Origin of the sequence: Paludisphaera sp. (genome assembly GCF_037189885.1) — a bacterium.
Taxonomy (GTDB): Bacteria; Planctomycetota; Planctomycetia; order Isosphaerales; family Isosphaeraceae; genus Paludisphaera.
Genome location: NZ_JBBCIR010000016.1, coordinates 14559 through 35517, shown reverse-complemented (window position 1 = coordinate 35517; position 20959 = coordinate 14559). Strand labels below are relative to the sequence as shown.

The window sequence follows — 20959 nt, the reverse complement described above, 5'->3', positions numbered from 1 at the left end:
GCCGGCCGGTCGCCGACGCCGGACGGTGGCGGTCCCGCGCCGCATCGGCTATGGTGCAGGCCACGCATCAGACGATCCCGGCCGATCCGAGTCCACGCCATGCCCGCGTCCCACCCCGAACCGATCGCGCGTTTCACCGTCGACTCCCTCAAGGTCGAGGTCCACGAGGAGCGAGGCCAGGCCGGCAAGGCCGCCGCCGAGGCCGTCGCGAAGGCGATCGCCGCGCGGCAGGCCGAGGCCGGCCGCGCCAACGTGATCTTCGCCGCCGCCCCCAGCCAGAACGAGCTGCTCACCGGGCTCGTCGCCGACCCCTCGGTCGACTGGTCGCGCGTCTCGGCCTTCCACATGGACGAATACCTGGGGATCTCGCCCGATCACCCGGCCTCGTTCCGCCGCTACCTGCACGAGCACCTGTTCGGCCTGGTCGGCATGCGGGCCGTCCACGCGATCCCCGGCGAGGCCGAGCGCCCGCTGCCTGCCTGCCTGGCGTACGAGGACCTGCTGCTGGGCAACCCCACCGACGTCGTCTGCGCGGGGATCGGCGAGAACGGCCATCTCGCGTTCAACGACCCCCCGGTCGCCGACTTCCTCGACCCGCTGCTCATCAAGGTCGTCCGCCTGGACCGGGCCTGCCGCGAGCAGCAGGTCCACGACGGCTGCTTCGACCAGCTCTCCGACGTGCCGACCCACGCCTTCACGCTGACCGTCCCCGCGCTGCTACGCGCCGCGACGCTCGCCGTGGTGGTCCCCGGCCCCCGAAAGGCCGACGCCGTCCTCGCCACCCTGCGCGGCCCCATCGCCGAATCCTGCCCCGCCTCGGCCCTGCGCCGACACCCCGGCGCGACGCTGTACCTCGACCGCGAGTCCGCCCGGCTGGTGCTGTGACCGAGAACGATCTTCCCCCCTGGAGGGGGAAGACAGACCGCGAAGCGGTCAGATGAGGGGGAGCTTGCCCACGGGGCCCCGGACTTCGGGACTCCGCCCAGGCCGTCGCGTCGGGAGTTCCGACCCGAATCGCAAGGGCCGTCTCGCTCGTCCCCCCCTCATCCGGCCCTCCGGGCCACCTTCCCCCTCCAGGGGGGAAGGCCGTTATGATGGCGCGCTCCGAATCCCAGGCTCGTGAGAGTCGATAGATTTCCATGCCCCGAGGAGCCGGCCCCATGCGCTTCGTGACCATCGCCACCGACCGCGGCCCGCGCGCCTGCGGCGTGCTGCCCGACGGCTACGTCGACCTCAACGCCGCCGACCCCGGCCTCCCCGCGAGCCTCAAGGACATCCTCGCGCTCGGCCCCGACGGCGCTCGCCGAGCCTCGGAGGCGACCGCGAAGGCCGGCGCGACGATCGACCCGTCGCGCGCGAAGCTCCTGCCCCCCATCCCCGACCCCCGGAAGATCCTCTGCATCGGCCTGAACTACCGCGACCACGCCGCGGAGACGAACTCGCCGATCCCGTCCGAGCCGATCCTGTTCGCCAAGTACCCCAACACGCTGATCGCCCACGGCGAGCCCATCCTCCTCCCCGCCGAGAGCCGGCAGGTGGACTACGAGGCGGAACTCGTGGTGGTCGTCGGCCGGGGCGGCCGGCGCATCCCCCGCGAGCGGGCGATGGAGCACGTCGGCGGCTACATGCCGGGGCACGACGTCTCGGCGCGCGACTGGCAGATCGGCCGGCCGGGGAAGCAATGGACCGCCGGCAAGACCTTCGACACCTTCGCCCCTACCGGCCCCGAGCTGACCTCCGCCGACGCCGTCCCCGACCCCCACGCCCTCGGCATCCGCCTCCGCCTCAACGGCGAGACGATGCAGGATTCGTCGACCTCGCAGCTCATCTTCACCGTCGCCGACCTGATCGCCCACCTCTCCGCCATCATGACCCTCGCCCCCGGCGACCTCATCTTCACCGGCACCCCGCCGGGCGTCGGCATGGCCCGCAAACCCCCCGTCTGGCTCCAGCCCGGCGACGTCGTCGAAATCGAGATCGACGGCATGACGACCCTCCGGAACCCCGTCGTCCCGGGGTGAAGACGCGGCCACGAACCCGCCAGCCTGGGCTGAGCACACGCGTGGGCGCGCCCACGCTTTCTCATGGCGGGGTGACGGAACAGGAGGCTCGATCCCGGCGGCCAACTCTCGGGCTCCTGGGCTCGTCACATCGGCCGATCCCGGCCAATCCCTCGAAATTCCGAGAATTTCCCTCGCAACCCGCAATCTGTATGCATTGTCCATGGTGGAGAGTCGCGCGGAAGTTCCTTGGCAATTCGATGCGAAGCCACGATCGGGGGGGCAAGCCCCGGTCGGACCGGGAGAGTCGCGCGCGGAGAATGGAGGCGGCCCTCCCATCGGGGGGCGAGCCGAACGAGTGTCGCGGGGCTCGGCTCCCAGCGTCGAGTCGACGCGAAACTCATCGCGAAACGACGAACGAAGCCAACCGAAAACCGCGATCAAATCCATGGTGGGAATCAACTTGCGCCACAATCACGGCACCCCGCGGCGCGACGAACGAAGCCAGGCGGAGCCGGCGGGCTTAGCGTCGGAGGCTGTCGGAGAGGGAGCGGGCCTCGGCGTCGTTGGGGGAGATGCGGAGGACGGCCTCGACGGCCTTGAGGGCGTCGACGGGCTGGCGGTCGGCGGCGAGGGCGCGGGCCAAGGCTAAATGGACCTCGGGGCGGTCGGGGAGGCGCTGGGCCGCGTTGCGGAGGTCGGCCACGGCCTGGGAAGCATGGCCGAGCGCCAGGTGGGCCTGGCCGCGGAGGAACAGGGCCTCCACGTCCGCCGGCGCGGCCTCGATCGCCTGGTCGAGCCGGACCAGGGACTGGTCGGCCTCGCCTCGGCCGAGCTGGATGGCGGCGATCCCGCGGCTGGCCGCGGCGAGGAAGGGGTCGGCCTCGAGGGCCCGGAAATAGGCGGCGAGGGCGTCGTCGGTCCGGCCCAGCGCCTCCAGCACGCAGGCCAGCTCCATGTGCGCGGCGGCGTCGTTGGGCTCGACCTCGACGGCCGCCTCCAGGCGCTTGAGGGCGGATTCCAGCTTGCCCGCGGCCGCCTCGACGCGGCCCAGGCCGGTCAGCGCGGCGACGAAGTCGGGGTCCAGCTCCACGGCCTTGCGGAAGCAGACCTCGGCCTCGGCGGCCCGGCCCTGCTGGAGGAGGATCGATCCCCGTCGCTGGAGGGGCTCGGGGGCGGAGGGGGCGAGGTCCGTCAGCCGGGCCAGCTCGGCCTCGGCGGCGGCCAGGTCGCCGGAGTCGAGGGCGGCCCGGGCGCGCTCGTCGATCGCCCGGAACTGGGCGGCCCGCTCGGGGTCCAGGGGGCCGCCGGCCCCCCGGCGCGCGCCGGGCCAGCTGCACCCCGGCGTGGCGGGGAGCATCCAGATGAGGACGCCGAGATAGGCGATCCATCGCCGACGCATGCGTATCGTTCCCCCGTCCGTGGGGCGGGCCGAATGGTCCCTCCTCGGGCGCGACCGCGCCCGGGGGGACCGAATCCGACGAAGGCTACGGCCTATCCCGGCCGTGGTCAATGGCGATCGGGCGTGGTGGGCGGCGGGGCGGGGCCCGCCACCCGGGGGAAGATGGCGACGGCCACCACCCCCTCCCCCTCGCTCGCGGTCAGCTCGATCCGGCCGCCGATCTGGGAGGCCAGCTCGCGGGCGATCGGCAGGCCCAGGCCGCTCCCCTCGACGGCGTGCTCGTCGCGGGTGAGCCGGTAGAACGGCTCGAAGGCGCGGGCGGCCTCCTCCTGGGTCATGCCGGGGCCGTCGTCCACCACCGACACCTTCCAGGAATCGTCGTCGACCTCCCCCACGACCCGGACCCGGCCGCCGGGGGGGGTGAACTTGATCGCGTTGGAGACCAGGGCGACCAGGATCAACTGGCAGCGCGAGACGTCGGTTGTGAGCAGGGCGTCGGCGTCGGCGACCTCGACCGACCAGCCGAGGCCCTTCTCGCGGGCGGACGCGGCGAAGGCGCGGTCGACCTCGGCCGCGAGGGCACCGAGCGAATAGGAGCCGAGGCTGAGCGGCCGGGAGGCGCGGAGCACCTCGGCGTATTCGAGGTAGCCCCGGGCCAGCCGGAGCAGGTCGTCGCAGAGCCCGCGCATGGCCGAGACGTGCCCGACCTGCGCGGCCGAGAAGACCGGGGGCGTCCCCCCCAGCAGCAGGTCGAAACCCATCCTCAGGGAGGCCAGCGGGCGGCATAGCTCCCCGCTGAGGCCGCACAGGAGGTCGTGCAACTCGCGGCGATCGAAGCGGGCCGTAACCCCGTCGACGCCGGGATCCGGGTGCGCATCCATGGCGAACTCGCGTTGCGGACGGGCCGGGGATCCGGCCGAGGGGCTCAGGCGACGACGATCTGGTTGGCCAGCAGGGGATGGCCGTCGGTGAGGTCCAGCACCGCCTGCTGCGCCACCTGCTTGGCGTGGTAGGTGCTGGACCGGCCGCGGAGGAGGATGCGGTCGTCGTTGTACTCCACCTCCAGGTCGCGGATCCGGCCGTTGGCGGCGCGGTCGACGTGGCCCCGGATGTAGGTGGCGAGGTCGCGATGGGTCTTGACCGGCCCGGGCCCGAAGAGGTCGGCTCTCATGGCATGCGTCATCATGACTTCATCCTTAAAACCCGCGATGAAGCGAGGGGGCGGACGATCCTCCGTCTGGCCCCCGGGGCGGCCGCGCCGCGGCGACCCCCCGGGTCCTCGTCGAGCCTAACCAGACGGCCGCCCGGGGTCAACTCACTCGAAGTCCGGCGGGTCGGCCGGGCGGCGCGCCGGCCGGGGGGGGACGGCGGCCTGGCCGGCGGAGTCGAGCAGCTCGTCGGTCTGGATGATGGACTCGGCGAGCTTGGCCATCGGCACCCGGCGGTCCTGGCTCTGGCGCTGGAGCAGGCGGAACGCCTCGGTCTCGCTGAGCTGCTTGCGGGTCATGAGGATGCCCTTGGCCCGCTCGATGAGCTTGCGCTCGCGGAGGGTCGTCTTGAGCTGGTCGACGTCCTCCTGCAGCGTCTGGAGGTCCCGGGCGCGGGCCACGGCGACCTCGACGGCGGCCTGGAGGCTGGGGGTGGTGATGGGCTTCAGGAGGTAGGAGGCCACGCCGTCCTCGACCGCCTGGTCGATCAGGTTGGGGTGCCCGTGCGCGGTGACGATGATGACCGGCGTGCCGGGATCCTCGGCGATCTGCCGGGCCGCGGCGAGGCCGTCGAGGCCGGGCATCTCGATGTCCAGGAAGACGGCGTCGGGGGCGAGCCGCCGGCAGAGCTCGACGGCGCGGCGGCCGTCGTGGACCACCGCGGCGACCTCGTACCCCAGCGACTCGAGCTGGTTCTGCAACCCGGCGGCGACCGCCTTCTCATCGTCGGCGATCACGAAACGATACGGCCGTGACATGCTCACTCCTCCCCCTCCGCTCGCTGTCGCTGGGCGCCCGGGCGTACCTCGCGCGGGCCTCGCTCTCGCTTCCGCCTTGAAGGCGTACCGGATACACTCGGATCCCGGCGCGGCTCCGGTCGCCCCGCCGGGCCGCGACGCGACGCCGCGCCGCGGGCTCGCCGGCCGATCGTCTCGTCAGGGGGTCTCTCGAAGGTGATGCGACATCGCGCGACGGTCCTGGGATACGACGACCTGACGGTCGGCGACGAATGGGAGAGCCCGGGACGGACCGTGACCGAGGCCGACGTGGCCGCGTTCGCGGGGCTCTCCGGCGACTTCAACCCCCTGCACGTGGACCACGCCTGGGCCGCCGCCGAGGGGCCGTTCGGCCGCCCGGTCGCCCACGGCCTGCTGGGCCTGGCGCTGATGTCCGGGCTGGCCTCCGCGGCGCCCCGGGTGGACACCCTCGCGTTCCTGGCCGTCCTGGAGTGGCGATTCCTGCTCCCCATCGGGTTTGGTGATACGATCCGGGTCCTCTCCACGGTCGAGTCGATCGAGCCCCAGGCGCGCGGCCGACGGGCCGTCGTGGTCTGGCGGCGTCGGCTCGTCGACCAGGATGGCCGCGCGGTCCAGGAGGGGCTGACCCAGAGCCTGGTCCGGGCCCGCCCCCGCCGCGAGCCCGAGCCGGGGCCATCCCCGGATTGACCGACCCTCGACGACGAGGGACGGATCACAAGCAAATCCGGGGCCGACGCCGGGGGATTCCCGGCGTCCCGGCCTCACTCCCACTCGATGGTCCCGGGGGGCTTGCTGGTCACGTCGTAGACCACGCGATTGACCCCCTTCACCGAGTTGATGATCCGGGTGGAGGTCCGGGCCAGCAGGTCGTGGGGGAGGCGGGACCAGTCGGCCGTCATGAAGTCCTCGGTCTCGACGGCCCGGATGGCGACGACGTTCTCGTACGTCCGCGCGTCCCCCATCACGCCGACCGACTGGACCGGCAGCAGCACGGCGAACGCCTGGGCGGTCTGGCGCTCCAGCCCGGCGGCCCGCAGCTCGTCCAGGAAGATGGCGTCGGCCTGGCGGAGCACCTCCAGCCGAGGCGCGGTGACCTCCCCCAGGCAGCGGACGGCCAGCCCGGGGCCGGGGAAGGGGTGCCGCCAGACCAGCGAGTCCGGCAGGCCGAGTTCCAGGCCCAGGCGGCGGACCTCGTCCTTGAACAGGTCGCGCAGCGGCTCGATCAGCTCGAAGCCCAGCTCGGCCGGCAGGCCCCCGACGTTGTGGTGGATCTTGATGGTGGCCGCGGGGCCGTCGGGCTCGCCGCCGCTCTCGATGACGTCCGGGTAGAGCGTCCCTTGCGCCAGGAAGTGCGCCCCGGGGATGGAGCGGGCTTCCTCGCGGAAGACCTCGATGAACGTGTGGCCGATCCTGCGTCGCTTCTCCTGGGGGTCGGTCACGCCCGCGAGGGCCTTCAGGAAGGCGCCGGCGGCGTCGACGACCCGCAGCTCGGCGTCGCTGTGGCCGCGGAAGACGTCCTCCACCTGGGCGCGCTCGCCGCCGCGGAGCAGGCCGGTGTCGACGAACACGCAGACGACCCTGTCCCCCAGCGCCTTCGCCAGGAGCGCGGCGCAGACGGCGGAGTCGACGCCGCCGGAGAGCCCGCAGACGACGCGCTGGTCCGCGCCGACCTGGCCTCGGATCCGCTCCACGGCGTTCTCGATGAACGCCTCCATCGTCCAGGCGCGGGGGTTGCCGCAGATCCGGTCGAGGAAGTTGCCCAGCATCAACGCCCCGTAGGGGGTATGGGAGACCTCGGGGTGGAACTGGAGGCCGTAAAACGGGGCGGTCCGGTGCTTGACCGCGGCGATCGGGCAGGTGGAGGTGGCGGCCAGGGGGATGAAGTCGGGCCCGGCGTCGAGGATCTGGTCGCCGTGGCTCATCCAGACGACCGTCTCGCGGGGGACGTCATGGAAGAGGGGCTCGTCCGGGTCGAGCACGCGGCAATCGGTCCGGCCGTATTCGCGGGCCGGCGGCGCGTCGACCTTGCCGCCGAGCGCCTGCACCGCCAGCTGCATCCCATAGCAGATCCCCAGGACGGGGACCCCCAGGCGGAACAGCTCCGGGTCGCACTTCGGCGCGCCCGTCTCGTAGACGCTGCTTGGGCCGCCGGAGAGGATCAGGGCCAGCGGATTCAGCTCGCGGACCCGCTCCGGCGTGATGTCGTGGCGGACGACCCGGGCGAAGGCGTGGCGCTCGCGGACGCGCCGAGCGATCAGCTGGACGTACTGGGCGCCGAAGTCGAGGACCAGGACCGGCCGCGACGAGAGATCGGAAGGCTCCATTTTAGGCATGTCTTCCCGGCGACGAGGGATGGGCCGGGCCCGCGAGCCGTCTCGGCGGTCTCGGCAAATCGTCAGTTTAGCACGCGGATCGACCACCGAAAACCCGCCAGGCCGCGGTTTCCCGACGCTGGGACGGCGGGACGCCCTCGGCGCGGCCTCCGTGCGGCCGGCGGGGCCGTCCCATCCACCGGCTCGCCTTGGGCCGCGGGGTCGGGTAACATGCGGGGGAAAAGCCGGGCATCTCGGCACGGCTGGCGCGCATGAACGGGAGCGACGACGATGGCGACGGCGCCGGACGATGCAGGAACCGCGACGCCCGGCGAGGCCCCTTCGCCCGCGTCGCCCGCCGAGACCAGCGGCCGACAGGAGTACGAGTTCAACGAGGCCGAGGGCCGCATCATCCAGGACCTCGGCTCGCGGATGAGCTTCGCCGGCCTGTTCATGGTCGGCATGGGGTTCTGCTTCGCCGTCTCGGCGATCCAGCGCTGGTCGCGATACCTGGAGATCGAGGTCGGACTGCTGTTCCTGACGATGCTGTTCATCGTCTTCGGCATCTGGACCCACCGCGCCGGCGCCGAGTTCCGCCGCGTCGCCGACTCCAAGGGCCGCGACGTCACCCACCTGATGGCCGCGCTCGCCTCGCTGCTGAGCTGCTACCGGCTCATCTACCTGCTGTTCTTCGTCGGCCTGATCTTCGCCATCTTCCAGCTCGCCGCGACGAACGTGGGGGGGTGAGGATGGTCCCGGATCCAGGCGCCCCATTCTCATCCCGGCGGGAAGAGGCCTCCGCCATCAACCCCCGGCGCAATTCGACGCGGTACTCGCGGTACTCATCGTTGATCCGAAGCACGGCCACGGTGACGCGACCGATCGGCGTGCGACCCAGCAGGACCGGCCCGTCCCAGCGAAAGTGCCTCGACCACTTGTTCCGACGGGGGTTGAATAGCGGCGTCAGCTTCCGGGCGACGCCGTCCAGTCCGGCGATGTCCGAGCCCTTGTGCGAATTGCAGTAATAGCAGCTCAGACAGAGGTTGGCCGCGGTGGTCGGGACGGCGTGATTGCGGGCGATGATGTGGTCGATCTCGAACGTGGCGTCGTCATAATCCTGAGGCGTCCGGCAGTACTCGCAACAACTCGCCGCCCGTTCCCAGACCAACTTCGCCAGCTTTGCATCCACGGCGTTCAAGATCCCGAGCGCGACGGCGCTTTCACGCCAAGCGAACGGCGGGCCCTGGACTTGAGGATGGACAGGAGCGTCGATGCCTTGGCGAAGGCGTGCATTTCTTTGTGCTCGGCGGGAGATAGGGCGTCGTCCTGGTTCCGGACGGCTAGCTCGTGCATGCGAGCCCGGTCGCGATCGCTGATCCGCAACGACAGGAGGTAACGCGCGAGGTCGACGGGGAGTTCACCCTCCTCATCGACCAGGAGGCGGGCCAGGATCGCCACTTCATTCTCGCCCGTGGGCGGGGTCGCGGTCGCCATGATCCCTCCTTTGCTTTACTCCTTCGCCGCCGCGGCCAGCTCGGCGGATCGGCGGGCGGCGGCCTCGACGGCGTCGATCAGCGCGCCGCGGAGGGCGGCGCGTTCCAGGACCTGGACGCCGGCGATGGTCGTGCCGCCGGGGCTCGTCACCTGGTCCTTCAGGGCGCCGGGGTGCAGGCCGGTCTCCAGGACCATCCGCGCCGCGCCCAGGACCGTCTGGGCGGCGAGGGTCGTGGCGACGTCTCGGGGGAGGCCGGCGCGGACGCCGCCGTCGGAAAGGGCCTCGACGATCAGGTAGACGAACGCCGGGCCGCTCCCCGAGAGCCCGGTGACGGCGTCGAGCTGCGATTCGGGGACGCGGACCGCCCGGCCCACCGACTCCAGGAAGACGCGAACGGCCTCGGCGTCGGCCTCGGTCGCGGCCGGGCCGAGCGAGAAGGCGGACGCCCCTTCGCCCAGCAGCGCGGGGGTGTTCGGCATCACGCGAATCAGGCGCGTCGACTCGCCCAGCGCCCTCGCCATCGTCGCGATCGACACGCCGGCCGCGATCGACACGACCAGGTGACGAGGCCCGAGCAGCGGGGCGATCTCGGCCAGCACGGACGCCATGCCCTGCGGTTTCACCGCCAGCACGACCACGTCGGCCGCCTCGATGACCGGGGCGTTCGTCGCGTGGACGACCACGCCGGCCTCGCGGGCGAGTTGGTGGCGCGCGGCGGGATATGGGTCGCTGGCGACGACGCGGTCGGGAGTGGCGACCCCCGCGCGGATCATCCCTCGGACCAGGGCCGAGGCCATCCGGCCCGAACCGATGAAGCCCCAGCGGAGCGAGCCCAGGCGCGACGATGCGGCGGCGGGAGTCGTCATGATTCGCTCGGAAACGCGGCGTGGACGAGGCCTTGCAACACGAGGTCGGGGACGACGCGCGCCGTCGCCCCCTCGACGGCCGCCGCCAGCGGGGGGGCGTCGCCGCCGGTCCAGACGACCGACGGGTCGTCCCCCAGGTCGGGACGCTGGCGGTCGATCAGTTCGCGGACGGCCCCCACGGTCCCCCAGAAAACGCCCGCCTCCAGGGAGGGCTCGGTCGACCGCCCCCAGGCCGGGGATTCGAGGGTCGGGGATATCAGCGGGAGTTGCGCGGTGAAGTGATGGAGCGCGCGGGCGCACAGGCCCAGGCCCATCGCGATCGCGCCCCCTTGCCAGACTCCGGCGGCCGTCACGCGCTCGACCGTGATCGCGGTGCCGCACATCACGACCAGGATCGGCCGGCCTGCCCCCAGCAGCCTCGACGCCCCCAGCACGGCCAGGGCGCGATCGGAGCCGCCGGTCTCGGCTCCCTCGACTTCCTTAGGCACGGGGACCTCGGCGGCCGTCCGGATCCAGCGCACCTCGGCCGGCTTCCGCTCGGCCAGGAATGCCTCCAGGCGGCGGGCCAGGGGGGGGTTGACCGAGGAGACGGCCCACGACGAGGCACCCGGCAGGTTACGATGCCAGGCGTCGTAAATGACGGCCCAGGCGGTCGGGTCGTCCAGCGGCAGCGAGACCGTCGGTCCCGGCGCGCCCGACTCGTCGAGCATCGCCCACTTGAGCCGGGAGTTCCCCAGGTCGGCGACGATCCGGGGCATGGTCACTCCCCCTCGGGAGGGACCGCGACAGAGGCCGGGGCGGCCTGGGGCCTGGGGCTGGGGCCAGGGCTTGCCTGGGCCCGCGCCCTGGCCGCCGCCTGGGCTTCGGCTTCGGCCTGGGCTTCTGCCTCGGCCTCGCGGTTCTCGGCCAGCTTGCCCTGGATCGCGCGGAGGAGTTGGGGGACGCCCTTGCCGGTGACCGCCGAGATCGAGAAGACCTCGCGGCCGATCTCGCGGGCGATCCGGTCGCGCGCCTCCTCGGCGCCGGTGAGGTCCATCTTGGTGACGACGACCAGTTCGGGCCTCGTGGCCAGCGCGGCGCTGTAGTGGGAGAGTTCCTCGCGGATCATCGCGTAATTGCGCGCCGGATCCGAGCCGTCGACGGGGATCGCCTCGATCAGGTGGACGAGCAGGCCGGTGCGCTCGACGTGGCGGAGGAACTCGTGCCCCAGGCCGTGGCCGGAGTGGGCACCCTCGATCAGGCCGGGGATGTCGGCGACGACGAAGGCGTTCTCCATATCGACGACGACGGTCCCCAGGTTCGGGTACTTGGTGGTGAACGGGTAGTCGGCGATCTCCGGCTGGGCGCGGGAGATGCGCGACAGCAGCGTCGACTTCCCGGCGTTCGGGAGGCCGACGAGGCCGACGTCGGCGATGACCTTCAGCTCCAGGACGATCCAGCGTTCCTCGCCCTCCAGGCCCTTCTCGACCTGGCGCGGGGCGCGGTTGGTGGACGACTTGAAGAAGGTATTGCCGTGGCCGCCGCGGCCCCCCTTGGCGACGACCACCTCGTCGCCGTCGGCCTTCATGTCGCGCAGGACGTGGCCGCGGTCGCGGTCGCGGATGATGGTCCCCGGCGGGACGGTGATGACGACGGGCTCGCCGCGCTTGCCGAAGCAGTTGCTCCCCTGGCCGTGCTCGCCGCGGCCCCCCTTCCAGTGCCGCTGGTGCGACAGGTGGGCGAGGTTCGTCAGCCCCTCGGCCGCGCGGATGATCACGTCGCCGCCGTCGCCGCCGTCGCCGCCGTTGGGGCCCCCCTTGGGGACGTACTTCTCGCGCCGGAAGCTGAGGCAGCCGTTGCCCCCGTCCCCGCCACGAACGTAGATGGTCACGCGATCCGCGAACATGCGGCGACTCGATCCGATCTCAAGAATTCACGGCCCGATCGAACGGACGGAGAGCGGGGCCCCGCGCGAGGCCTCCGCCCTCCCGGAAATTCGCCGCCCGAGCCCCGGGGCCCGCGACGGGGTCAGTTGGCGTCGGCGATCACGTTGATGCGACGACCGCCCTGGTCGAACTTGACCTTGCCCTCGATCAGCGAAAAAATCGTCCAGTCGCGGCCGACGCCGACGCCCCGGCCGGGCTTCCAGCGGGTGCCGCGCTGGCGGCAGATGATGGCGCCCGGCTTGGCGGCCTGGCCGCCGTAGAGCTTGATCCCCAGCATCTGGGGGTTCGAGTCGCGCCCGTTGCGGCTGGAGCCCTGTCCCTTTTTGTGAGCCATCGCTCGACCCTGCCTGTCTCGATGTGAAAATCCGTCCGCAAGACCGTTTCGTCCGAGCCGGCCGGGCCGGGGACGACGAGGCGGGGCCCGTCATGGCGCGGCATGGCCGCGCCGGACGGTTCCCCGCCGATCATGGTAGATTATCCGAACGAACGGCCGCCCGACAAGCCCTGATGCGGGGGAGTCGCGGCGCGGGGGGAGGGTCGCGTGGGAAACGGTGCGAATGAGCGGCGTCCGGCGGTGGTCCTGCTGAGCGGGGGCCTGGACTCGGCGACGGTGCTGGCCGAGGCCGCGGCGGCGGGGTTCGCGCCCCACGCCCTGACGGTCGCCTACGGCCAGCGCAACGACGTCGAGCGCGCCGCGGCGCGACAGGTGGCCGCTGCGGTCGGCGTGGTCCGCCACGTCGAGATGGCGATCGACCTGCGCGCCTTCGGCGGCAGCGCCCTGACGGCGGACGTGGACGTGCCCAAGGACCGCGAAGCGCCCGACGCGCCCGGGGAGGTCCCGATCACTTACGTCCCCGCGCGGAACACGGTGTTCCTCTCGCTGGCCCTGGCCTGGGCCGAGACGCTGGGGGCGTTCGACGTCTTCATCGGCGTCAACTGCGTCGATTATTCCGGCTACCCCGACTGCCGCCCCGAGTTCCTGCGGGCGTTCGAGGGCCTGGCGAACCTGGCGACCCGGGCGGGCGTGGAGGGGGCGGGCCGGTTCACGGTCCACGCCCCTCTCCTGAAGCTGACCAAGGACGCGATCATCCGTCGCGGCCTGGAATTGGGGGTCGACTACGGCCTGACCCACACCTGCTACGACCCGACCCCCGAGGGCCTCTCCTGCGGCCGTTGCGACGCCTGCCGGCTCCGGCTCGCGGCGTTCGAGAGGCTGGGGATGAAGGATCCGGTCGCCTACGCCGGCTGAGGTCCGCCGGCGGGCGCGGGGGCCGGCTCACCAGTAGACCCAGTCGTACGGAGGGTCGGCGGGCTCGATCTCGTTCTCGGAGATGTTGCGCTCGTCGCCGCGGCGGATGTAGTCGATCTTGAGGGTCTTGTAGCGGACGATCGGCTTGCCGCCGTCGGGCGGGGTGATCTCCTTGTAGCCGTCGGAGAGGCCCCGGACGTAGATGCTGAAGCGGTCGGCCGAGGGGTCCCAGCGGTCCCAGACGGCCACGCCGACGACCGCGTCGTCGACCCCCTCCTTGGTGCTGGGGGGGATGGTCCCCATGATGTCGACGGCGCCCCTGGCCTCGATGCTGACGTCCTCGCGGGCCTGGATGATCGGGATGGCCTCGGGGACGACCTCGTCCTCGAACTTCTGGCCGCGCTCGTTCACCATGATGAACTGGGGGAGGAAGGGCCGGGGCGCCCCGGTGCGGTTGACGACCTTGTAATAGAGGTAGTGGACCGCGCGACGCCCCTTGCCGGGGATCTCGACGGTCTGGATCCGCAGCGGCTTGTAGGCGAAGTCCAGGACCCAGATCCCCTCGCGATCCCTGGGCAGGGGCGCGGTCTGGATGGAGGTCCAGCCGAACGAGACGCGGTCGTGCCGCCAGGGGATCGTCGGCAGTTCCGGGATCAGCCTGGGCGCCGGGTCGGGCGTGGGCTTGATCATGTCGTCGGGCTGGAGCCCGGGGATCTCGGGGGCGGCTTCCTGCGCCGGGGCGAGGGCGGCCGTCGTCGAGAGCGCCAGGGCGAGCGCGATCCGCCTAATGAGGATCGACACGGGACAGTCTCCCCAGGTGTTTGTCCCGCGAGAGGGACGGAAGCCAGTGCGTTACGTTCGGCAGACGGGATCCGAGTCGCGAGGCGCGTCCGGGTGCGGCCCCGGAAGCTATCCCGAAGGGTCGAGGCCCGTCAAGCCGACTTCAAGTTTAGCCGGCGCCCGGGCGGGCGGGCCGCGGCGGCCGGCGTGGCGCGGCGATTTTCCGCCTCGCCGGGCGAATCGCCAGGGTTGCAACGCCTGCGCGGGCCCTTACAATGAAGCGGCGCGGCCCCCGGGGGCCGAGACGGGACGAACCCACGAAGGACTCGCCGCCCATGATGATCCGCGGGATTGCAACGAGCGCCGCCCTCCTCGTCATGATGGTCGCGGCGGCCGTGGCCGAGGAGGGGCCGAGCGAGGGGTTCGAGACGATCACCCTGAAGGACGGCCAGCGCGTCGTGGGGGACGTGGTCGCCGAGAAGCCCGAGGCCCTGTACGTCGACCTCGGGTACGACCTGCTGAAGATCCCCCGCGAGACGGTCGCGAGGCGGGCCAAGGGGGAGGACGCCGACGGCGAGGTCGTCGTTAGGCCCGGCTCCACCGTGGCCGACCCCTCGGGATTCTTCACGACCGGCACCCTGCGCCCCGCCCCGGTGAAGGAGCTGGTCGCCAAGCACGGCGAGGCCGTCGTGGCGATCGAGACGCCGTCGAGCAAGGGCTCAGGCTTCCTCGTCAACGACGAGGGCTACGCGATCACCAACGCGCACGTCATCGAGGGGGAGACCCGGATCGCCGCCATCCTCTACGAGAACGCCCCCGGCGGCGGCCTGTCGCGGCGGCGCGTGGAGGACGTGGAGATCGTCGCGATCAACCCGTTCTTCGACCTCGCCCTGATCAAGCTCCCCCTGGCCGAGGGCGTGAAACCCGGCCACGCCGTCCTGGGTACAGAGGGGGTGAACTCGGGCGATTCGGTCTTCGCCGTGGGCAACCCGCTGGGGATGGAGCGGACCGTGACCCAGGGGATCGTCAGCAATCGGAGCCGGAACCTGGAAGGCCAGCTCTACATCCAGACCGACACCGCGATCAACCCGGGCAACTCCGGCGGCCCCCTGTTCAACCAGCGCGGGGAGGTCGTGGGGGTGACGAGCCGGGGGGCCCGGGCCGACATGGCCGACAACCTCGGGTTCGCCATCCCGGTCGCCTACGTCAAGGACTTCATCCGCCACCGCGAGGCGTTCGCGTTCGACAAGACCAACCCCAACAGCGGCTACCGCTACCTCGACCCTCCTCGACGCCATCGGCGCGAGAAGCCGGAGGGCCTGATCGGCAAGTCCGGCGAGGCGAGGTAGGCGAGCGGTGCGCCGCGCGCGAGGGACGGGCCCGACGGTCACCGCCGTCGGCCCTCCGGGCGTCCCCGAGGGGATGGCCCGGCGCGTTCGTTTGCGGAAGGGAAGCAATGGTCATCGGCAGCGGGCCGCGTGACGTGACAGGTTCCGCGCCCCCGGCCGGTGAGCCGTGGCGCGACAGGCAGCAAAATGGAGTGATGATCGATGCCTAAGGCCCAGGGGGCGATTCTTCGCCTGGCCCTCGTCGGATTGCTCGGGGTGACGAGCCTCGGCTTGGCCGTCGGCCGCGTCCGCGCGGCGGCCCCGCCGGAGCAGGTCCTGCCCGACTCGACGCTGTTCTTCCTGAAGGTCGCCGACGTCGGCCAGTTCCGCGAGGCGTTCCGCGCCAGCACCTACGGCCAGCTCCTCGCCGACCCGGCCCTGGCGGATCTCCGCGCCGACTTCGTCGAGAAGATCAAGCCGACCAGCGACTCCCTCAAGGAGCGCGTGGGCGTCTCCCTCCAGGAGCTGATCGAGCTGCCCAAGGGCGCCGTCGCCATCGCGGCGATCGCCGGCGCCGGGGACAAGTCGGCCGTCTCGCTGGCGATCATCGCCGACGCCGGCGAGAACGCGCCGAAGCTCGCCGAGGTCCTGGTCCGGAGCGGCAAGCAGGCGGCCGACAACGGCGCCAAGGTCGTCGTCGAGACCTTCAAGGGGAACCCGCTCCACGTGATCACGCCGGCGGACAAGCCGGGCGACGACCAGGAGGCCCCGCCGCCGGTCGTCTGGACCCAGTCCGGGAGCACGTTCCTGCTCGGCAGCAACGTCGACGCGATCAAGGACCTGGCGACCAACGCCGACGGCCGCGGCTCCTCCGCCTTCGCCTCCGGCGAGGCCTACGTCAAGACCCTGAGCAAGGTCGGCGGCGAGTCCGCCCAGGTGGTCTGGTTCGCCGACGTCGCCCGGATCGTCAAGTTCGCCACCCAGGCCGGCGCCCGCGGCAACGACGTCCAGGCCCAGCAGCTCGCCTTCCAGATCCAGGCGCTGGGGCTCGACGGCCTCAAGTCGGTCGGCGGCAGCCTGTCGCTGAACGCCGGCGGCTACAGCAGCCTGACCAAGACGTTCTTCAACGCCCCCGCCGCCGGCATCAAGGGCCTGCTGAAGATCTTCTCGTTCCCCCCGATCGCCGTCCGCCCCGAGCCCTGGGTCCCGGCCACCGTCGCCAGCTACCAGACCTTCTCCTGGGACCTGGACAACGCCTACAAGGCCATCGAGGACCTGGTCAACCAGTTCCAGCCGGGCATGCTGAACGTCCTGGAGCAGCAGCTCGTCGGCCCCGAGGGGGGCCAGCCGCTGTCGTTCCAGAAGGACGTCTTCGGGCCGATCGGCGACCGCATCAGCATGATCAGCGACTTCAAGAAGCCGATCAAGGAGGATAGCCAGCGCGTCGTCGTGTCGGTCGCCCTGGAGGACGCCAAGGCGTTCCAGGCGACGCTCGACCGGGTGATCGAGCTGGCCCGCGCCAACCCCAAGAAGCGCGAGTTCCAGGGCTCCACCATCTACGACTTCGAGCTGCCCGAGATGCCCGCCCAGAACGGCGTGCAGGCCCAGATCAAGGGCCCCGTCAGCGTGACGGTCGCCAAGGACTCCCTCTTCATGACGACCGACGCGGCGCTGCTGGAGCAGCTCCTCCGCCCCGGCGTCGTCCCGCTCGCGGAGAGCCCGGAGTTCCAGACGGTCGCCAAGGAGATGCCGGAGAAGGTCAGCGGCATGACGTTCGTCAAGCCCGACGAGCAGGCCCGCCTGACCTATGACATGTTCAAGTCCGGCCGCTTCGAGGAGGCTTTCCGGCAGGGCATGGCCGCCAGCCGCCCCGGCCAGCCCGCCCCCGAGATCCCGCAGCTCGTCGACCCGGACAAGCTGCCGGACTTCGAGGTCTTCGCCAAGTACCTGACCCTCAGCGGCAGCTACAGCGTGATGGACGACGACGGCTTCACCCAGACCGGGTTCAGCCTGCCGAAGTCCAACCCCTGATCGTCGGCCATCCCGCCGGAACGATCGATCGACCGACAGACCCCGCGGCGAGCCGGACCATCCGGCTCGCCGCTCCCATTTCATCCCTGGGAGGCCCGCCGATGCCCCGGCCCGACGCCCACATCAAGGTCCGGGGGGCGCGGACGCACAATCTCAAGGGGATCGACCTCGACCTCCCCCTCGGCCGCCTGATCGTCGTCACCGGCGTCGGCGGCGCGGGCAAGAGCACGCTGGCGCTCGACACGCTGTACGCCGAGGGCCGGCGGCGCTACGTCGAGACCTTCTCCGCCTACGCCCGCCAGTTCCTGGAGCCGGTCGAGAAGCCCAACGTCGACCGGGTCGAGGGCCTGCCGCCGGCGGTCGCTCCGGGCACGGGCTCGCGGCCGTCCGGTCGGGCGACCGTCGGATCGCTCTCCGAGGCCCACGACCACCTCGCCCTCCTCTTCGCCCGTCGCGGCGAGGTCCGCTGCCGCGCCTGCGGCGAGCGGGTTTTTCCCGCGACCCCGCTGACCGTCGCCGACGCCATCGACGCGCTGCCGGAGGGGACGCGCTACGAGATCGCCTTCCCCGTCGACCTCCTCCCCGGGACCGACCTGGCCGCGCTCGGTCGGGTCCTGCTCGAACAAGGGACGACCCGGCTCCGCGCCGGCGACCTCCGGATCGACCTCACGGCCGAGACGCTCGACGCCGCCGGGCTCGTGACGGACGCCCCCAGCCAGCTCGACGCGATCGTCGACCGCCTGGTCCGGGGCCGCGACGCCACGCCGCGCCGGCTGGATTCCATCGAGACGGCGCTGGGGCGCGGGCTCGGCCGCTGCCGGATCGTCACCGAGGGGGGCGCGCTCGCCTTCGTCCGGGGCTGGCGATGCGGGCGGTGCGGTGCCGACCACGTCGAGCCCCAGCCCAACCTGTTCCGCTGGACCAGTCCCCTCGGCGCATGCCAGCGCTGCGAGGGGACGGGGGAGGACGCCGACGGCCGGCCCTGCGAGGCTTGCCGGGGCGCGCGTCTGCGGCCCGAGGCGCTCGCCGTCCGGGTCGGCGGCCTGAACGTCGCCGAGTTCTCCGCCCTGACGGTCGACAGCGCCCTCGCGACGCTGGCCTCCTGGGCCGCCCCCGACGAGCCGCCCGACGTCGCGGCCCAGCGGGCGCGGATCGCCGCCCGGCTCGAAGCGCTCGACAGGATCGGCCTGGCCCACCTGCCGCTCGACCGACCCGCGCGCGACCTCTCCGCCGGCGAGCTGCGTCGGGCCTCTCTTGTCCGCGTGCTGGGGACGGGCCTGGTGGGGACGCTCCACGTCCTGGACGAGCCGACGACCGGCCTCCACCCGCATGACGTCGGCCGGATGCTCGACGCGATCCGCGGGCTCCGCGACGAGGGCAACACGCCGATCGTGGTGGAGCACGACGCCGAGGTGATCCGCGCGGCCGACTTCGTCGTGGATCTCGGCCCAGGCGCGGGCGAAGCCGGAGGCTCGGTGGTCTACTCCGGCCCGGTCGCCGAGCTGCTCGACGCCCCCGGCTCGGTCACGGCCGACTTCCTGACCGGCCGCCGCGCCGTCGGTCGCCCGGCGTCCCGCCGCGCGCCGTCGCGGGGGTTCCTGACCCTGCGGGGGGCATCGGCGCGGAACCTCAAGGGGATCGACGCGGCCTTCCCGCTCGGCGTCCTGTGCGTGGTGACGGGGGTCAGCGGCGCGGGGAAGTCGGCCCTCGTCGAGGAGACGCTGTACCCCGCGCTCCGGAACGCGCTCGCGGGCGAATCGCTCCCGACGCCGCCGTTCGAGTCGCTGGAGGGGATCGGCGACCTGGCGCTGGTCGAGCGGCTGGACCATTCGCCGATCGGCCGATCGGGCCGGGCGAACCCCGCGACATACTTGAAGGCGTTCGACGAGATCCGCCGCGTATTCGCCGCGACGCACGACGCGAAGCTCAGGAACTACGGGCCGGCGAAGTTCAGCTTCAACGTCGACGGCGGCCGATGCTCGGCGTGCAAGGGGGAGGGGATCCGTCGCATCGACATGCAATTCCTCCCCGCCGTGACCGTGCGCTGCCCCGACTGCAAGGGGACGCGATACCGGCCGGAGGTCCTGGAGATCACCTATCGCGGCAAGACGATCGCGGAGGTGCTTGAGTTGACCGCGCGCGAGGCGTTCGCCTTCTTCCGCAACCGGCCTCGGATCCAGTCGCGGCTGCGTCCCCTGCTGGATCTGGGGCTGGCCTATCTGAGGCTCGGCCAGCCCTCCGCGACCCTCTCCGGCGGCGAGGCCCAGCGCCTGAAGCTGGCGGCGTTCCTCGGCGGCTCGACGGCCGCGCTCAACCGGATGGGCAACATCTCCCACACGCTGTTCATCCTGGACGAGCCGACCGCCGGCCTCCACCCGGCCGACATGGTCCGCCTGCTGGAGGCGCTGTCGAACCTCGTCGACCGCGGCCACTCCGTCATCGTCGTGGAGCACAGCCCGGAGGTGATGCTCGCCGCCGACTGGATCATCGACCTCGGCCCCGGCGCGGGCGAGCGCGGCGGCCGGATCGTCGCCCAGGGGACGCCCGAGGACGTGGCGAGGTCCGGAACGGCGACCGGCGAAGTCCTGGCGGCTCGGCTCGGGTCGAGATAGCGGCGGCCCACGGTGGACATTACCGGATTAACCCGAGCTTCCATGCGGGAGCAGCCGCCATGCCAAGCAAGAGCAGTCCGCTGCCCGGCCCGATCTCGAGCGACCACGAATTGCTGCGGGAAATCCTCGGCGGCTCCCCCTTGGGTTTACACCAGACTCACCACGTCGTACTCCCCGCCGCGAGGAGGTCATTGGAGATCTGTCTCCGGAGCGTCAATGGGGTTGGCGCCGTCTGGGGAGACATTCCAAACCACTACGAGAACGGCGAGCCGACCGGCCCGGAACTGGACGACATCAGTTTATTCCGCCTCTGGGCCGCCGACGTCAATCAACGATATGTTCTCAGGTTTGGCTGTGCCGCCAAGCTGGGTTGTTTCACCGCCGTGATCGATGCTCGGACTCAAGAAGACCTGATCCAGCTCCTGGATAAATCCCGCCCCCCCGACACGGCCCCCTTCATCGACGACGTCCTGCCGGCCATCGTCCGCTCGATAGAGCGCCTTGGATGGTCGTACATCCCGCTCTCGGACGAGTATCCGTTAGCCCTGTTCATCGTCTCCCCGGCCAGGAAGGCTTCAATCGCCGGTATCAAGGCCGCCGCCCTGCGCGAGGGAATCCCCTTTTCCCAGCTCCAGTACATCACGGGTCGTGAAACCTGGAGGCTTTGCCCCGAGTTGCGGCGCATGTGCCGAGTTTCCCACGGTGAATCAAAGTGACGGGCCGAGAAGGAGGCGGGCACTCTCTCGGATTATCCTGCGCGGCTGGTCCGCGTTGGATTCCGTCCTCGGGTCCACGGCAACCAACTCGAATCTGCGTCGCTCCCGGGGAAATGCCGGCCGGGTTGACGGCGGAAGGAAGCGAACGCTCGGGGCTGGCACGCGGGAGAGGGCGGCGCAAGCCCGCGCCGCCGGACTCGAACGCACATGGTTCGACCAAGTCCGAACCCGTGCTTCCCGTCCCGCGTCCTTGACCCATCGAGGACGGGCGACGAAC

The 20959-nt window shown here is 71.6% G+C and carries 20 protein-coding genes; 9 read left to right on the top strand and 11 right to left on the bottom strand.

Annotated elements, in window-relative coordinates; all coding sequences use genetic code 11:
• The first annotated feature begins 99 nt into the window (after positions 1-99).
• Positions 100-885, top strand: coding sequence for a glucosamine-6-phosphate deaminase (locus WG209_RS06950; protein ID WP_337174295.1), 786 nt, complete (start codon positions 100-102; stop codon positions 883-885).
• Positions 886-1160: 275 nt separating this feature from the next.
• Positions 1161-2021 carry a fumarylacetoacetate hydrolase family protein gene (locus tag WG209_RS06945; RefSeq protein WP_337174294.1) on the top strand — a complete coding sequence of 287 codons (861 nt, stop codon included), beginning with the start codon at positions 1161-1163 and terminating at the stop codon, positions 2019-2021.
• Positions 2022-2523: 502 nt separating this feature from the next.
• Here the strand turns inward: WG209_RS06945 and WG209_RS06940 are convergent.
• The 4 genes from WG209_RS06940 to WG209_RS06925 all read right to left on the bottom strand — a co-directional run bounded on the left by WG209_RS06940 (position 2524) and on the right by WG209_RS06925 (position 5368).
• Positions 2524-3402 (bottom strand): tetratricopeptide repeat protein, encoded by an 879-nt coding sequence (locus WG209_RS06940; RefSeq protein WP_337174293.1) that lies wholly within the window; start codon positions 3400-3402, stop codon positions 2524-2526.
• Positions 3403-3509: 107 nt separating this feature from the next.
• The gene (locus WG209_RS06935) at positions 3510-4283 is read right to left on the bottom strand and encodes a HAMP domain-containing sensor histidine kinase (protein WP_337174292.1); all 774 of its coding nucleotides are present in this window, start codon (positions 4281-4283) and stop codon (positions 3510-3512) included.
• Positions 4284-4327: 44 nt separating this feature from the next.
• The gene (locus tag WG209_RS06930) at positions 4328-4588 is read right to left on the bottom strand and encodes a hypothetical protein (protein WP_337174291.1); all 261 of its coding nucleotides are present in this window, start codon (positions 4586-4588) and stop codon (positions 4328-4330) included.
• A 129-nt stretch (positions 4589-4717) separates the two neighbouring features.
• Positions 4718-5368, bottom strand: coding sequence for a response regulator (locus WG209_RS06925; RefSeq protein WP_337174290.1), 651 nt, complete (start codon positions 5366-5368; stop codon positions 4718-4720).
• A gap of 198 nt (positions 5369-5566) precedes the next feature.
• Between WG209_RS06925 and WG209_RS06920 the strand changes: the two genes are divergently transcribed.
• Complete coding sequence (locus WG209_RS06920; RefSeq protein ID WP_337174317.1) at positions 5567-6055, top strand: MaoC/PaaZ C-terminal domain-containing protein; 489 nt, start codon at positions 5567-5569, stop codon at positions 6053-6055.
• A 74-nt stretch (positions 6056-6129) separates the two neighbouring features.
• Here WG209_RS06920 and guaA read toward each other — a convergent pair whose 3' ends face one another.
• Positions 6130-7692 carry a glutamine-hydrolyzing GMP synthase gene (gene guaA / locus WG209_RS06915; RefSeq protein WP_337174289.1) on the bottom strand — a complete coding sequence of 521 codons (1563 nt, stop codon included), beginning with the start codon at positions 7690-7692 and terminating at the stop codon, positions 6130-6132.
• Positions 7693-7971: 279 nt separating this feature from the next.
• Between guaA and WG209_RS06910 the strand changes: the two genes are divergently transcribed.
• Positions 7972-8427 (top strand): hypothetical protein, encoded by a 456-nt coding sequence (locus WG209_RS06910; protein ID WP_337174288.1) that lies wholly within the window; start codon positions 7972-7974, stop codon positions 8425-8427.
• Between the two features lie 447 nt (positions 8428-8874).
• On the opposite strand, the gene WG209_RS06905 is transcribed toward WG209_RS06910, so the two are convergent.
• The 5 genes from WG209_RS06905 to rpmA form a co-directional block, all read right to left on the bottom strand.
• Positions 8875-9174, bottom strand: coding sequence for a hypothetical protein (locus WG209_RS06905; protein WP_337174287.1), 300 nt, complete (start codon positions 9172-9174; stop codon positions 8875-8877).
• 15 nt (positions 9175-9189) lie between these two features.
• Positions 9190-10041: a pyrroline-5-carboxylate reductase gene (proC, locus tag WG209_RS06900; RefSeq protein ID WP_337174286.1), complete on the bottom strand. Its 852-nt coding sequence runs from the start codon at positions 10039-10041 to the stop codon at positions 9190-9192.
• Positions 10038-10799 (bottom strand): type III pantothenate kinase, encoded by a 762-nt coding sequence (locus WG209_RS06895; RefSeq protein WP_337174285.1) that lies wholly within the window; start codon positions 10797-10799, stop codon positions 10038-10040. Before WG209_RS06895 ends, proC begins: the two co-directional genes overlap by 4 nt.
• A 2-nt stretch (positions 10800-10801) precedes the next feature.
• Positions 10802-11926, bottom strand: coding sequence for a GTPase ObgE (gene obgE, locus WG209_RS06890; protein WP_337174284.1), 1125 nt, complete (start codon positions 11924-11926; stop codon positions 10802-10804).
• 122 nt (positions 11927-12048) lie between these two features.
• Entirely contained in the window at positions 12049-12300 is a 252-nt protein-coding gene (rpmA, locus tag WG209_RS06885) for a 50S ribosomal protein L27 (RefSeq protein ID WP_337174283.1), read from the bottom strand.
• Between the two features lie 207 nt (positions 12301-12507).
• Here rpmA and queC point away from each other — a divergent pair, with 207 nt between their 5' ends.
• Entirely contained in the window at positions 12508-13215 is a 708-nt protein-coding gene (gene queC, locus WG209_RS06880; protein ID WP_337174282.1) for a 7-cyano-7-deazaguanine synthase QueC, read from the top strand.
• A gap of 27 nt (positions 13216-13242) precedes the next feature.
• On the opposite strand, the gene WG209_RS06875 is transcribed toward queC, so the two are convergent.
• Positions 13243-14016, bottom strand: a complete 774-nt coding sequence (locus tag WG209_RS06875) for a hypothetical protein (RefSeq protein ID WP_337174281.1) — start codon at positions 14014-14016, stop codon at positions 13243-13245.
• Between the two features lie 314 nt (positions 14017-14330).
• On the opposite strand from WG209_RS06875, the gene WG209_RS06870 reads away from it, so the two are divergent.
• The 4 genes from WG209_RS06870 (at position 14331) to WG209_RS06855 (ending at position 20682) form a co-directional block, all read left to right on the top strand.
• Complete coding sequence (locus WG209_RS06870; RefSeq protein WP_337174280.1) at positions 14331-15344, top strand: trypsin-like peptidase domain-containing protein; 1014 nt, start codon at positions 14331-14333, stop codon at positions 15342-15344.
• Between the two features lie 201 nt (positions 15345-15545).
• Positions 15546-17354, top strand: a complete 1809-nt coding sequence (locus WG209_RS06865; protein WP_337174279.1) for a hypothetical protein — start codon at positions 15546-15548, stop codon at positions 17352-17354.
• 101 nt (positions 17355-17455) lie between these two features.
• The gene (locus WG209_RS06860; protein WP_337174278.1) at positions 17456-19966 is read left to right on the top strand and encodes an excinuclease ABC subunit UvrA; all 2511 of its coding nucleotides are present in this window, start codon (positions 17456-17458) and stop codon (positions 19964-19966) included.
• Between the two features lie 59 nt (positions 19967-20025).
• Positions 20026-20682: a hypothetical protein gene (locus tag WG209_RS06855; RefSeq protein ID WP_337174277.1), complete on the top strand. Its 657-nt coding sequence runs from the start codon at positions 20026-20028 to the stop codon at positions 20680-20682.
• The last annotated feature ends 277 nt before the right edge of the window (positions 20683-20959 follow it).